Annotated in this window: 13 protein-coding genes and 1 tRNA gene; 4 read left to right on the top strand and 10 right to left on the bottom strand. The window is 58.3% G+C overall.

Translation table 11 applies throughout. From position 1 onward, the window contains the following. Positions 1-209 precede the first annotated feature (209 nt). The 8 genes from ACQY7R_RS06830 to ACQY7R_RS06865 form a co-directional block, all read right to left on the bottom strand. On the bottom strand, positions 210-563 hold the full coding sequence (locus tag ACQY7R_RS06830; RefSeq protein WP_428304843.1) for a hypothetical protein: 354 nt from the start codon (positions 561-563) through the stop codon (positions 210-212). 26 nt (positions 564-589) lie between these two features. Beyond that, a complete protein-coding gene (locus ACQY7R_RS06835) occupies positions 590-769 on the bottom strand; it encodes a hypothetical protein (RefSeq protein WP_428304844.1) in 180 nt (59 codons plus the stop codon). A gap of 41 nt (positions 770-810) precedes the next feature. Continuing rightward, complete coding sequence (locus ACQY7R_RS06840) at positions 811-1,296, bottom strand: hypothetical protein (protein ID WP_428304845.1); 486 nt, start codon at positions 1,294-1,296, stop codon at positions 811-813. Beyond that, the gene (locus ACQY7R_RS06845) at positions 1,297-2,268 is read right to left on the bottom strand and encodes a hypothetical protein (RefSeq protein WP_428304846.1); all 972 of its coding nucleotides are present in this window, start codon (positions 2,266-2,268) and stop codon (positions 1,297-1,299) included. A 627-nt stretch (positions 2,269-2,895) separates the two neighbouring features. Then, the gene (locus ACQY7R_RS06850) at positions 2,896-3,108 is read right to left on the bottom strand and encodes a hypothetical protein (RefSeq protein WP_428304847.1); all 213 of its coding nucleotides are present in this window, start codon (positions 3,106-3,108) and stop codon (positions 2,896-2,898) included. Positions 3,109-4,193: 1,085 nt separating this feature from the next. Further along, positions 4,194-4,868, bottom strand: coding sequence for a hypothetical protein (locus tag ACQY7R_RS06855; protein ID WP_428304848.1), 675 nt, complete (start codon positions 4,866-4,868; stop codon positions 4,194-4,196). Between the two features lie 10 nt (positions 4,869-4,878). Next, on the bottom strand, positions 4,879-5,334 hold the full coding sequence (locus tag ACQY7R_RS06860) for a hypothetical protein (protein WP_428304849.1): 456 nt from the start codon (positions 5,332-5,334) through the stop codon (positions 4,879-4,881). Beyond that, positions 5,331-6,557, bottom strand: a complete 1,227-nt coding sequence (locus tag ACQY7R_RS06865; protein WP_428304850.1) for a hypothetical protein — start codon at positions 6,555-6,557, stop codon at positions 5,331-5,333. Before ACQY7R_RS06865 ends, ACQY7R_RS06860 begins: the two co-directional genes overlap by 4 nt. Before the next feature lie 1,679 nt (positions 6,558-8,236). On the opposite strand from ACQY7R_RS06865, the gene ACQY7R_RS06870 reads away from it, so the two are divergent. After that, positions 8,237-8,359 carry a hypothetical protein gene (locus ACQY7R_RS06870; protein WP_428304851.1) on the top strand — a complete coding sequence of 41 codons (123 nt, stop codon included), beginning with the start codon at positions 8,237-8,239 and terminating at the stop codon, positions 8,357-8,359. 44 nt (positions 8,360-8,403) lie between these two features. Here the strand turns inward: ACQY7R_RS06870 and ACQY7R_RS06875 are convergent, their stop codons facing one another. After that, the gene (locus ACQY7R_RS06875) at positions 8,404-8,940 is read right to left on the bottom strand and encodes a hypothetical protein (protein WP_428304852.1); all 537 of its coding nucleotides are present in this window, start codon (positions 8,938-8,940) and stop codon (positions 8,404-8,406) included. 330 nt (positions 8,941-9,270) lie between these two features. Between ACQY7R_RS06875 and ACQY7R_RS06880 the strand changes: the two genes are divergently transcribed. Further along, entirely contained in the window at positions 9,271-9,501 is a 231-nt protein-coding gene (locus tag ACQY7R_RS06880; protein WP_428304853.1) for a hypothetical protein, read from the top strand. 47 nt (positions 9,502-9,548) lie between these two features. Next, entirely contained in the window at positions 9,549-9,818 is a 270-nt protein-coding gene (locus ACQY7R_RS06885; protein ID WP_428304854.1) for a hypothetical protein, read from the top strand. Positions 9,819-11,162: 1,344 nt separating this feature from the next. Here ACQY7R_RS06885 and ACQY7R_RS06890 read toward each other — a convergent pair. Then, positions 11,163-12,440, bottom strand: a complete 1,278-nt coding sequence (locus ACQY7R_RS06890) for a tyrosine-type recombinase/integrase (RefSeq protein ID WP_428304855.1) — start codon at positions 12,438-12,440, stop codon at positions 11,163-11,165. Positions 12,441-12,620: 180 nt separating this feature from the next. Here ACQY7R_RS06890 and ACQY7R_RS06895 point away from each other — a divergent pair. After that, positions 12,621-12,693, top strand: a tRNA-Arg gene (locus tag ACQY7R_RS06895). The last annotated feature ends 201 nt before the right edge of the window (positions 12,694-12,894 follow it).

The raw sequence follows: 12,894 nt of genomic DNA on the forward strand, positions 1-12,894 counted from the left end.
GTTGTCGAACTCGACCGCCGGCGCCGTCCACGCTCCGGGATCCGCCCGATACGTTGAAGCAGCCGTTTCGCGGATGGGGCGCCTAGAGGCCACCTCAGTCGAGAGATGTCCTTGACCGCCACCCCAGTGAGCCAGAAGTCGGCGCGAAGAGGCCGAAGCGAAAGTAGACTCCGCAAATTTGCGGAATTTGAAAATCTTTGTGAGCGACTCTACCCCACGATCTCCGCCATGGTCGGCGGGGTGGCATCGCCGTCAACTGACTTGTCGAGGTAGGTGATCGGTCCATCGGGCGTCTGCTCACTGACGACTACTCGCGTCACGCCTTGAAGCTCCCCGGCGAACGATCGCATTACGGCCGCCAAGACCTGATCGAAGGCATCGCCTCCTTCAATGGCCAACGCCACATCCGCCGCGGCGTCCACTAGTTCGCCATCTCCGCACTGGCCAAACTCACAGGTGGCGGTAACTTCGGAGATTTCCACGCTGCAGGCGGTGCCGTGCAGATCCAAGCCTCCGCAGTCGCAGCTGCATTGATCGCCGGGTAATTCGCGGTTGTGGTCCATCGCTTCGCTGCTTATAGATGGCGGGCTCACTCCGCTTCATTAGGACGAATCACGCCAGTGAAGCGATCGCCAACAACGAAGCCGTCAGCGACAAACCCATCGCCGCGGATGGTCGCTGGCGTGATTGGCTCGAGAAGATTGCCGCTCGGTTGTCCGCAGCCATCGTAGACTTGGCACGGGTCGGTTTCGTTGCAGCAGCTGTCCATGACTTTTCTCCTGCGTCGGAATGGGTTGGCGGGCTTCCCCATCATACCGCGGGCGGAGGCGCGGGTGAATCAACCCTCTCCCAAAATCGCTGGCCCGTCTCGGGATTGGTCGCCGGGCACTCCTGGTCCGCCAGCCTCAGCTTGTTCCGGCCCATGACGCCAACAGCCTTCGACGGGCAGCCGCAACTGGGATGGCAACACACGCCGTGCGTCTCGGCGAGCGGCTTGTAGAGGCCGCACAGGTTGCTCTGGCACACGCGGTGCCGCGAGGCCACTTGCTCGTCGGTCGCCAGTGGTTTTCCGGCGGCTAAGTGATGCACGATTGCCTTGCCGTAGTTAAATGCCTTCCGCGCGAGCGACGGCTCCGGCGGTTGCTGCCGTAGCGTGACCGGCTTGCCTGCCTGCGCCCAAGTCACTTCGTCGACGATCTTGCCTTCAACGAACCGAACCGGACGCTCCAAGAGGACGACGCCAGCGGAGGCGCGGGCGTTCTCTGCGACGAACGTTTTAGGAGGTTCACCCGCCATTTAGCACTCCTCGGGTATTTCGCAAGATGGCACTGCTCCGGGGTAGCCGAAGCCTTGGCCAGGCACGCAGTTCATGCTGTAGTAGCACACGTCGCCGGGCGTGGATGACCCTTCGGCGTTCGCTGGCCTGCAGTTCGGCGCCGCGGGCGTGTGACAGCCCCAGTTGTAGTTGCCTGGGAAGAAGTCGTTGTTGCGGATGCCGGCCGCCCAGTACCAGCCACCATTCACTCCATTAAAAGCGTTGGCAGCGCAGCCTAACAAAGGATCTATGCTCGTGACGGCGAAGAAGCGGATGCTGAGGCAGGCATTCGCGGCGTACCCTTCCAGCACGTCCTCGATGTAGAACTCTTTCGTCGTATAGACGTTGCCCGTGCTGGTACTCCCTGGCTGAGAGAATGTCGCCTCCATAGCCCAGGTGTTGCCGCAGTTATCGAACTCGTCGAAATCCACCTCAATTCGCCAGCGGGTGCGGTAGTAGCCAGTATCACCCGCGCAGTCGTCGAAACCCCCTTCGACGTGCTCGCCGCAGAGGATGGGGGAGATGCAAGGCTCACCGTCCGCGTCTACTCGCTCGAACGCGAGCAGGGTCATGTTTGGGTCGGAGCAAGCACTGCCGTCGGCGTCGTCGCAGTTGCAGCATCCGGGGATCTCGTGCGTGACCTCGCCGACGCACCCACGCTTGTCGACCACCCAAAGGGTCAGGTCTTTAGCCGCGTGATCGCCGCAGCCCACGAATCCTACCGTCGCGCCTCCACGGTCGCAGCCAACGACGCCATCGCTCCAGTAGCACTCCGTCTCTGCGTCAACGCAGATGCCGTCGATCGTCACATTCGAAACTTCGTAGCGGCAGCCTGACACTTTCGCTAGCGTGAAGTTCGGCACGATGGGGTTGTTGACGCACGTATCGCCAGCAGTGTCGTCGCACGGTGCGCCCAGAAACTCGATAGTTCCGCCAACGAAATTGTTGCACATTGAGCAGGGATCGGAATCGTCAATTCCTTCGCACGCGCCAGCCGGAAAAACGAATGTTATGCCCGACTCAATCGTCGTTGGCATCGGAATTGGTAAGCTGCGTACGACGTAACAGGCGTACTCGTCTGCATCGTTGACGCTGCTCGCGCCTAGGCTGGCCTGCAAATAGTACTCTCCCGTCTCCGAGTCGTAGTAGCAGCTAGCGCCAGCGGTTGGGCAGCACTCCCAGCCGTCACCAGTCGGCAGATCTCCCGCACCGGCATTGCAATCGAGCAATTCAGTACGTTTTGCCCACAAAAGGCACGACGGCTGCATGTCTGCGTTTCCAGTTGACTGGTCGTAGCCAGACCGGAAAAAGTAAGACCCGTTGAGAACCGACCAATTGCAATTGTCGCAATCAGTGAAAGTCACCGTAACGATGTATGGCATGCGGAAAAAGCATTCGAGAATGCTATGCACGCCTACTAAGTCGTCGCACGACCCAATCGATTGCCCAGGGGGTGTCGTGCAATCGCCTGGTGTATCTCCTCCGCAGCACCGACTCCCCGGCTCACAGATGAGTGGCTTGCCATTCGGCCCAATCATGGGTTTACCGTTCGGGCCAAACATGGGTTTTCGCGCCATGGGCTAGGCTTCCTCTTGCGGGCTGTCGGCTTCGTGGACTACTTCGAGGCGAAGATGCTCGGCAATCCGCTCAAGGTCGGCCTCAGCGAAATGGTCGATGCAGTTGATCCGCATAGCCGGTTCGATGCAAAGCTCGACCGCCGCGGCGCTGATCCGTGACGGCATGGCCTGCAGTAGCTGAGCGGCTTGCCCGATGCTGATGATTGAATTGCTCAAAGGTGTTTTTCCTCCAAGCTAATGCTATCGGCGTGTCCAGTTCGATTTGCCAAGCTCTGGCAAAGTCTTAGACTCGCTCGGAAATCACAACGAACCGCTGTCCGCAGCATGAACACTCGCGCCGACTGGTCCGGCTGCCATCACTGCTCTTCGTGCCGCGAATGGGTTTGTACTTCTCTGAAGAGCAATGCGGGCATCTCGCGACGTAGACCGGAATCACGACGAGCGGCGCCGAGTCCCATGCTCCCCGTGGTGGTTGCGATTCACTCACTTGGGTCATTCCCTCCTTCTGCTGTCTCATCCATCTCAACCGTCGCCCAATTCCGCAAATTTGCGGAGTCGCCATTGCGCTGCACTCTCGTGGTGTTCGGCTGCTCGCCCTACCGAGGTTAGATGCGACTAAGTTGAAGCCGACGTTTGCTAGGCGACGCGATGGATGCCCAGCGGTACTGCTCTAAGCTCGAAGGCACTTGGCGATAGTTTCGGCGTCTCGCCACTCGTCGCCGCTCGCTCCCTTGGACCAAACGGTCACGCCCGGCACGTGGTTATCGGCGTCGAAACGGCGGCTGCTTGGGAGCAGTAGTGGTTCTGCTGATGTGCTGCGAAGCGTCGTGAGGCTGGATTTAACGCCAAGGCCTGCCCCCGCGTGCAGAAGCGTTTGTCGGCCCGTCTCGATGGCTCCAATGGCGCTGCGATACCGATCCGCTTGAGCGTTGGAACTACTGTACAGACGCCTTAGGACGGAGGTGGGGGTGCGTATACCGGGCTATTCTCTACAGAAAGACCCATTATCCGACCATTTTGTGTGAGAAATCGAGGCTCTCAGGGACCCCTAGGGGGACCCACGCTAGGTAGGAATCGGAACCGGGATCTCCCCCTTCGCGCTTTCATGGATGTTATCTAGTTGGCGTGGCGATCTCTGCGTCGTTTTGCCCCCTAATCACCCACGCTTCCAACTAGCTTCAGGCATCGTGGAAGGCCATCGTGCTTCGGTGGCAGTTGCTCTCGGCGTTCCCTCCTCGGGATCGACGTGCGCGGCCTTGAGCACTCCCGCAGGCGTGGGAAGCGCGGGCCACTCGACGTCATTAAGCTGACGCCTCGCCGCGAGTCGTAGCAATGGCCTCTCTAATCGCACTCAATGGTCGCAAGAATTGTTCGTAGCACCCCGCGCGCTCAAGAAACCGAGAGACACGGTCCAATGCTGCAACCGCCTCTTTGCGGTCCTTCGTGGGAACTAGCGGCGCGCCATTCTTCAGCTTCGGAGGCGGAGGTACGTCGGCCGCTTCGATCTCCTCGACATTGAACGAGGTTCCGTCACTGATCCGGCCTTTGCGGCAGGCGTCGACAGTACGCTTCACATGCCCGGCAGTGACGATCGGAGTGCCGAGCTCGTCTCGCGGTGCGGTGTCGACAGCCTGTTGCCACAGTGCCGCGCGTTTCTCTAGTGGCACTGCGGATAGTGGCCTGGCCTGTGATTCAGTTGTCGGCAGTGTGGTTGCAACTGCAACCGCCTCAATGACTGCACGCGTTTGTGCGGCAGAGATCAGCTGCGTCGCGTAAGGCTTCGAGATTGCCCAGCGATCTCTGCAATACGACTCAAAACTCGAATGTGTGGCTGAGTACAAGCGGCCTCCCCGAATTTCCTTCAACGCGGACCCGACCTCGACGAACGTGCTCAGCCCCCTCTCAATGACCTGCTCGCACTCGTCCAGGCGCTGCTGATCTTGAATTTCAAGTTGATTGTTACCCACGATATTCATTGTCTTGCTCCTAAGAGTCGAGTGCTTGATTTGAAAGGCGCTGTAAACGGTCGACTTCGGCAGCGAGCGCGAACACCAGTGCCGCAAGCGCAGATGGCCAATCCGAGTACTCTCCGCTCTCGAATGCAGAGACGACATCTTGCGTGATAGCGGAGTGACGCTTCAGGCGGCGGAACTCGATGGGGGCTTCAGGCTTGCAAGCCGATCGGCGTGGTCGATGTGCTGGTGCTTCTGGCACTGAGGAATGCGTCTTCGAGGGTGGTCCAATGATTTTTCGATACTCGATGCTCAGTGGGGCGTTGACCGTTTCAGGACAGATGGACAGATGGGGCAGATGATTTGTAAACCTTTCCTCCATAAGGCCCCCACGTTTATTTTTCTCCATTTTTATCTGTCCATCTGTCCAAAAGAGTATGAAAGGCCTGCTTTCGCCGAGTGAGTTGGAAAACACGATCTGTCCGATCATCTGTCCGAGATCTGTCCATCTGTCCTGTGTGGGATATCGGCAGTGGGCGTTTTTGAGTCGGAATCAGTGCCGGCCCAAAGGAGCGCTCGGCTAGCGCCATGTCCCGGAGCGTCGCCAAGCTGCGCTATTCCGTCTCGAATGGCCTTCTTGAGAGATCTTCCGGCGACAACTGGACTCGGCAGAGGATTGAGTCTGAGTGCTTGGCAGTACCAGTCGCGGGCGATGTCATTCGGTATGCGAACCCGCGACAAACATGGGTCGAATCCGAGCCGCTGCAGCTGATCAGCAAAGTACTCGGCAACAATCGCGGCGTTTTCAGCGTCACCGTTGCAGGCGAGTTGGCGTTCAGCCATCACTCGCAGTAGATATTCGGGATCGTCTAATCGGGCAATAACTTCGCTCTCCCAGGCAGCCCATCGAGAATGGCGGCGAATCTTGGCCGGTGGCTTCAACAAGATATTTCGGATGTCGGCGAGAATGGCCTTCCGGTTCGAATCTATAAAGGCTGGCGCGTCCCAGCCCGGAATGAACTCGCCCTTTCGTAGTCGAATCTGCAAACAGCGTTGCGCCATGTCGCTCGACAATGTCAGATCGTTGCCGTTGATCAGAAACGTCAACGTATTTGGGCGACGCCCCTCACCGACGTACAGCTTCTTGCCAGAGATAACTTCAGAAGTGATGCACGTCTCAACGACGGGACTCGCGAGATTCTGCGCGTTAATGTTGTCGAGATGAACAACTCGTAGCTTCATGCCCTCGACGGAGAGGATCCGCTTCGACAACTCAGCAGCGCTTGGCACATTCTCTTCGAAGCGCAAGTCGCCACCGTAGAGCAGCCCTATACACCCGCAGAGAGTCGATTTCCCGCTACCACATCCATCTATCGAAGTGACGCAAACCCCGGGACGCTTGCCGCCACGAAGGCCGACCGCAGGGGACATGAATGATGCCGCAGTGAAACCACGGTCTGCTGGCTCCTCGTAGCGAAAGTGGTCGAGAAGCGCGTCAAACGCTCCGTTCCCCGATTCAGGAAGGTCACGCGCCGCGTGTGAGTAGTAGGTGTTGGCAAGTGGCGGAAAGTGGGGATAGTCGGATTCGACGCCAGCAAACGAACGGGAGGTACGCAATAGTTCCGCCAGAATTTCCGCATGGCTAGCAGCCGACGGATCGAGAGACCATTCGACCGCCGCCCGCTCTTTCACGATGCCGAACAGCTCTGGCACCTTCGTGCAGAACGAGACTCCATGCTGCGGATCATCAAAAAAGAGTTGGCTGTCCAGTCGGTAAGGTCCATCGCCGATTGCAGCGCGGAGTTGTTCTGCAATTTCGCTTGGCCTCAGATATCTCCGTCCCCCACCTCGCGACTCCTTAAAATTGGAGACCTTTAGAGCTTTAGCCCTCTTCCCGGTAGCCTTAGTAGCCGTCATAATTCTGTTGGTGTTAGTGGAACCCGCCTGCCAGCGGGGGACGGAACAAGGGAACGGCGTCGACCTATTCGCTCGGGTCGGCGCCGTTCTTGTTTTTAGTGATTAACAGCGATGGGTGTCTTGCGCGTCGCATTCTCGATCAGCTGCTCAAGTTCACTCATTCGGTAACGAGCAGCACGGCATCGTGTTCCCAGCACGACCGGAGTCAGCTGGCCTCGGTTTTCAAGCTTCGTTAAGAAGTTGCGGGAGCATCCAAGTAGCACTCTCGCTTCTGATCTGCTGACAAGTAATGGAGCAATTCGCGTTGCTGTCTTCATGCGTTGTTCCTTAAATGCGGATTCCTAGGTAGGCTTCCATGCGTAAGTGTACGGATGGACACTCTCGCAGGGGTAGCTGCGGTAGTGGAAAAAGTGCCACGGGGCGCAGCCTAGCTCGCACACCTGCGCGTCGGGCAGTGGTGGAAACGCCGAAGAAGGAAGGCGTCGCCGTTCAACAGAGGAAAATGGCGATTTCGGCGCGACGGCGCCGAGGTAGAGGAGGGAGTAGCTGCCCTTTGTTGGCGCTGAGGTGCGTATAGCGGGTCATTCCATTACGGAAGTCCCATTATCCGACCAGATAGGCCTGTCCCGCGTCGCCCTGTGTCCAATTCCGCAAATTTGCGGAATGACAGCGGCACTGGGCCAGTGACTTCGTAGGTGTGCGACTACCTAGGCCGTCAACCTGTCGACCACATTGAGTGCCCGATCACGTGGTGATAAGAGTAGAGGACCCTTGAGCGCGCCCGAGTGCCGTAGGCGCTGAGTCGTCCAAGAAGACGCTCTGTCATTAAGTTACATTCTGGGCATTGCGAAGAGCGCGATTAGTGGCCTCGGCGGCGGAGTGATAACTCTTCCTCAACGAATGGTTAACTACTTACTCGGCGGGACAACGAAGAGGACGCCAATTAGCATCGCGGACGCGCCAGTAACTAGTCAGACGATCGGCCAGATGCTCCGAGAGCCAATGGGAGACATGGCGTCCGCGAGCGTGGCCATGATGGTCAGTGCGAACACGATTCCCCCACCGAGGACAAACGCCCGTCCGGTACGCGATCTCCGGCCCCGACGTACTCGCAAGACAATCCAGATAGCTCACGCCAGCAAGGCAAGTTCAATGAACCCCGGTGTGGGCCTAATCAAAGGGAGCGCGGATGCGACGATTGGCAGGCCGATCGACCAGTAAGCGAGTTCTCTCATCGCCACATTCTACATACCTCAGCCGGGGGTGTAGGGTACGTAAGTGCGGAGCTCCTCAAAGGCAGGGCAATTACTCAAAGAATTGCGGATCGAAGAACGCGAGGTAGGTCACCAGTGCAACCCCAGCGATAACGATCCACTCAACCCAGGTCGGTCCGCGCAGGAAGTTTGGCTGGTCCGGCATTGAAGGGTCCTAGGCGGCAGGATTGTATTCCCGCGCCGGCGGTTAGAATGCGGAGCATGGAGAAGCTCATCGTTGTCGCGCTGTTTGGTCTTGGGCTGATGGAAGTCATTATCGTCAGCATCATTGCCGCTTTCTGGCTCTCGGCTATCTACGCCGTCGTCAAGGTACTCCGCAAGTAGTAGCCGGACCAGATCGCCCCTGCCCCCGGCCGTGAGTCTGGGGACTAGGGGTCGTTTCCGAATAAATCTTGATAAATGTGTCGCTCGGGACGCTCTGCATCTGACAGCTCCGCCGGCGACGTCACTTCTTCTTTATGTGCTGCTGCGACATCAACAGCTTCCGTCACTTCGATTGACTGCCTTTTTGGTCGTTCAGAAGCTCGCGCTACAGCCGCCTTAATCTCGTCAGTCACTCTCTTTGCATCATCTGGCCTGACGCAGGTACGTGCCCACTGATTCGCAAGAATCTCCCATACGCTCTGCTTGCTTTTGAGGATGCGATCACCCACAAGCTCGGTCCATTTGTGATGGTCAGGGGCGCGAATAGCATCGTCTAGAAATTGGTAGAGAGATCCGGCACCGATTCCGAAGCGATCCAAGAGTTGCGCCCAACCATTCGCTTTTAATTCTCCGAAGACCATCCTTTCCGGAGCCTCACTGCCTGGGAGGACGATACATCCGTGGCTTTGATCCTCCTTATCGCCATCCAAAACGCCGATGGCGTTGTAGGGAAGGCGCCCCTTAGTCGCTAAATCGCCCATAATTTGGTAGTGTGTGATTAAGTGTGCGGCCCCACCGCTGCGGGATTCTCCTCACCTAGCCTGTCGCTTTTCGCTCGTTTCGGCCATTTAAAGATAGCGGCGGGAATCTATGTCTCTCGGCTGGCGTAGCCTTCGTGGCGTCTGCCATCCCTCTGGATTCATGCGGCAGACCACGCCGGCGTGGCGGACCGTGGCGATGTCTGCGTAAACGCTCGCGCATCAACGCAGAATATTTATTAGGCCCTGCGCGATATCAAATAGGATTTCCACAGACGATCGCGTAACCTTTTTCCTGTCGGTTTTGTAATAAACCCCACGACTGGTATCGCAATGGGCTACACCATCTTCGCGGTTGGCGATCGAGTGCGGATTAAGTCGGGGGACTTCGGCGGAATAGAAGGCGTCATCTCGGACCCTACCGCTGCCCACGACGCGGTCGGAACGGTCAACGCACGGCGGCAAAGCATGCTGCTGCCGCTAACGGTTGTCGCACAGGTCGAGGGCCGCAAGATGATTATTAGGGTCGCTGCCGAGATGCTGGAGCGGGTGGTCAGTGATTAGTTGTTGATGCCGGATTGCATTCCCCGCGCACCGGCTAGAATGCCGAAATGTCGCCCCAAGAAGTGGCTGAATCTTTCGCGCTGACCGATTCAATTGTCCGCGCCATGCGTCTGCGCTCGCAGATGTTCGCCTGTGAGGCGCAGCTGGAGGGGCTGAAGCAGCGGCTAGCGGCTCACCCGAGCGCCGGCTGCAGCGAGGAACTACGCCGGACGCGCCTGGAGGCGGTTCAGATCGGCCGGGCACTTCTCACGGCCTGCGACGAGATAGCCGCCATCAACTTTCGGCGAGCCTACCCCGGCCGGGAGTCTGGGGGCTGACGGGGGCGCTAACGTCAATTTAGGTCCAAAATCTAATTGACGGCGATTTAGCGGAGTATGTATCTTGCCTCGATACCCACTCTTATCACAGTCTCCCCGCTTAACTTACTAATCGATCACGAGAACCCCCGGCTGGCCATGCCCAGCGAAGGGCAACGAGAAGCGTTTAAATCGCTGGCTAAGAGGCAAGGGAACAAACTCGTAGCCCTTGCACGCGACATTGTCGAGTATGGGCTCCCCGCATGGAACTAGTTCGGCATAAGTGCAGGTTTTCTGTCGGCTGATGCGAACCAGCGATGCGCCACATGCGTCTCAGTCGCATGGATGGCCATCAACTGCACATTCGACCGCCGCTCCCTATCTTTTGGGAGAGTGGCCCCCGTCTTGGCGGCGCAGCGAGACGCTCGCGATAGCGTCGGAATCTCCGAACTTGCTCCCTACCATTCCGCAAATTTGCGGAATCATCACCGCTGAGACCGGAAGTCCGACGGGTTGAGTTCAACTCACCCGCGTGACATCAACCGGCCAAGCTTTCGCAGACGGCGCGTTGACAGACGCTACGTGTGATTGCGGGTGCACTTCCATTTCCATGCGCAACACTCCGCAATCTATTGAGAGCCACTCAGCGGGGTGGTTGGTGGCACGCTTGAAGAGAACGGATGTCGCTTGGGTGATCGGATCCAGCAAGATTAGCCAACCCCTCTCGCCGTCCGACTCCGCAAATTTGCGGAGTGGGTAGACAGCGGTCGATTGGCCGGTGACGCCGACACTCGGACCACGTTGCCCGTGCGTAGCGTGCGATCGGGGCCCTTGGTTCTGAGTGACGCAGACTCAGCTTGCCGCCGACTTCAGCAGGTCACGGATCCGCCGCCCGCTTCACGGGCCTCATCCTTGCTTCCCGCGTAACTCTGCGATCGTCGCGGTGCGCTCACCAGTCAAGACGGCGGCTGCCTTCTCGGCCCGTGATGGCAACTGGCGGGGATATCTAACCCTCGTCATTTCCCGCGATGCCTGACTCCGCAAATTTGCGGAATGCGTCGTGGGGCTCGCGCCTACCCGCGGACGGCGTGAGTATGGTTTACTCACCGGCGTGAAAGCAGCCAGCCAAACTCGAATCAGCTTGCCAGACTTCTGCCGAGAGCGCGGAATTTCAAAGCGCGTAGCGATGGGCTGGATTGAAGCAGGCGAGCTTGCGGCAATCGACTATCGCGCCGTAGGTGCCAAGAGACCCAGGCTGTTCATTGCTCGCGAAGCAATCGAGGCGTTTGAAGAGAGGCGGCGCGTGAGCCCCCAGTCTGCTCAGTCTCCGCGTCGAAGTGGACACAGCACGCCGAAGCACAAGAGCTACTTCTGAACGCTCAGGGGCCGCCAGAGGGCCTCTGAATCTCGTCTGAAGAGCCACCGCCTTACGGCGTTCGAGACTGCGATGAGGCGAGCGTCGCGGATTCCATGTCTGTAGTTGGCCGCCATGCTCTCATCGGCATGCCCCATGATGAACGACGCTGCGACTTGATCTCCCGTGTCCGACCCGATGGTGAAGAACGTGTGGCGCAGCGAGTAGAAGCCTCGTCCGCCGCCGCCCACACCAACTGCCTGCCGGATCTTCGCGAACTGCTTCGCAACTGGGTTGTCGGTCGATTTCTTTTCCTGCGTCTGCTCTTTGCTCCAGCGGCCGCCGTACTTAGTGATAAATACCAAGCCTTCGTCAGCTACTTCGTTTGGCGTTGGACGCTTGCTGATGGCCACCTTGAGAGCGGCAACCGTCTCTGGCCACAATTTGGCGCGACGGATCGTACCGGTCTTGTTTCTAGGAGTCGAGCACCACCCACCTTGCAGATCTAAGGATGACTTCTTCAGTCGACCACAGTCGTCGTTTCCGAGTCCGGCATTGATAGCGAGCAACACCATTGCTCGCAGCTGCACAGGGTCGGCCAATTGATGTCCGATCCTGTAGCGCAGTATCCGCCTAATCTCAGCGGCACTGAACATTTTCTCGACCTTTTCGGCTCTCTCAAGTCTGCGAGCTTTTCTGGTGGGCAAGGCCAGCCGCATGCCGAAGTGAACTGGCTGCTTAATTAGTCGTTCGTTGGTTGCGAAGTTGAAGAATGCCCGCACGCGGATGATGTGATTCATGCGGGCTACCGCGCCGAAGCGCTTACTCAATGCCGTCTCGAATGCATCGAAGTCTTCAGGCGCAAGCCTCTCGACTAGCACGAGACGCCCTACCCTGCCCAGCAGCAACGACAGCGTGTCGTGGTAATCGTGGAACGAGCGCCATGAGATGTCGCCTCGCTCCGCCCTGCTCTCGTTCCAGCCCATGAACTTGTCAGAGAGGTCGAGTAGCGTGACACCATCTGATTTGGTGTCAGAGACGGGAGTGCGGCCGGCGGCGATGTCGACCTTCTCGGCGTCGTAACGCTGCAGGGCTGGCTCCCAGCCGTCGGCCACCCTGCCGAAGTAGTAGAGCTTGGCTCGTCCGTTGACCGTTATCTTCTTGGCCCAACGTCCGGAAGCATGGACGAACAGCGGGAAATCAGCGAATGGCTTGGCCGACTGCAGGCCGGTAGTCGATCGACTGCGAACCTTACGAGTCCTTGGCGAACTGCTAGAATTGGCCTTCATCTATCGCTCCCTCCGCCGCTAAGTGTAGGGGAAACGTGGCTATGCGAGGCAGTCGCAGAAGAGGCCACGGAGTGCGGAAGATGCTAGCACTGCCGGGAGTTGGTGTCAAAGAGATGGAGTCATGGTGCGAAATTAGTCCGCAAGAGGATCGACGCAAATCCTTTCAGTGAAACAACTTAAGCCCTCGTAGCTCAGGGGATAGAGCAGCGGTTTCCTAAACCGTTGGTCGCAGGTTCGATTCCTGCCGGGGGCGCTTTTTCTCTTTCTGCGCGCCGGCGGATTTTGTTGCTTGAGCGGCCCTCTTAGTTGAGTGGGTGCTGCTGGTTCGGCTGGCTTGCTCGGCTGCTTCCGTCGGTTTCTCTGTCGCTTGAATTTTGTCGCGAGACGCGTTTTCGGCGACAGAATTCTAAGTTGTTGCCGGGGCGGTTGTTAGGTGCGGATTCTGTAGTGACAG

Source organism: Lacipirellula sp. (assembly GCF_965279485.1).
GTDB lineage: Bacteria > Planctomycetota > Planctomycetia > Pirellulales > Lacipirellulaceae > Lacipirellula.

Coding starts and splice junctions, on each gene's coding strand:
- ACQY7R_RS06870 (WP_428304851.1), top strand. CDS start 8,237: ATGGAGAAGCTCATCGTTGTCGCGCTGTTTGGTCTTGGGCTGATGGAA.
- ACQY7R_RS06835 (WP_428304844.1), bottom strand. CDS start 769: ATGGACAGCTGCTGCAACGAAACCGACCCGTGCCAAGTCTACGATGGC.
- ACQY7R_RS06855 (WP_428304848.1), bottom strand. CDS start 4,868: ATGAATATCGTGGGTAACAATCAACTTGAAATTCAAGATCAGCAGCGC.
- ACQY7R_RS06860 (WP_428304849.1), bottom strand. CDS start 5,334: ATGATCGGACAGATCGTGTTTTCCAACTCACTCGGCGAAAGCAGGCCT.
- ACQY7R_RS06880 (WP_428304853.1), top strand. CDS start 9,271: ATGGGCTACACCATCTTCGCGGTTGGCGATCGAGTGCGGATTAAGTCG.
- ACQY7R_RS06830 (WP_428304843.1), bottom strand. CDS start 563: ATGGACCACAACCGCGAATTACCCGGCGATCAATGCAGCTGCGACTGC.
- ACQY7R_RS06845 (WP_428304846.1), bottom strand. CDS start 2,268: ATGTGCAACAATTTCGTTGGCGGAACTATCGAGTTTCTGGGCGCACCG.
- ACQY7R_RS06875 (WP_428304852.1), bottom strand. CDS start 8,940: ATGGGCGATTTAGCGACTAAGGGGCGCCTTCCCTACAACGCCATCGGC.
- ACQY7R_RS06890 (WP_428304855.1), bottom strand. CDS start 12,440: ATGAAGGCCAATTCTAGCAGTTCGCCAAGGACTCGTAAGGTTCGCAGT.
- ACQY7R_RS06885 (WP_428304854.1), top strand. CDS start 9,549: ATGTCGCCCCAAGAAGTGGCTGAATCTTTCGCGCTGACCGATTCAATT.
- ACQY7R_RS06840 (WP_428304845.1), bottom strand. CDS start 1,296: ATGGCGGGTGAACCTCCTAAAACGTTCGTCGCAGAGAACGCCCGCGCC.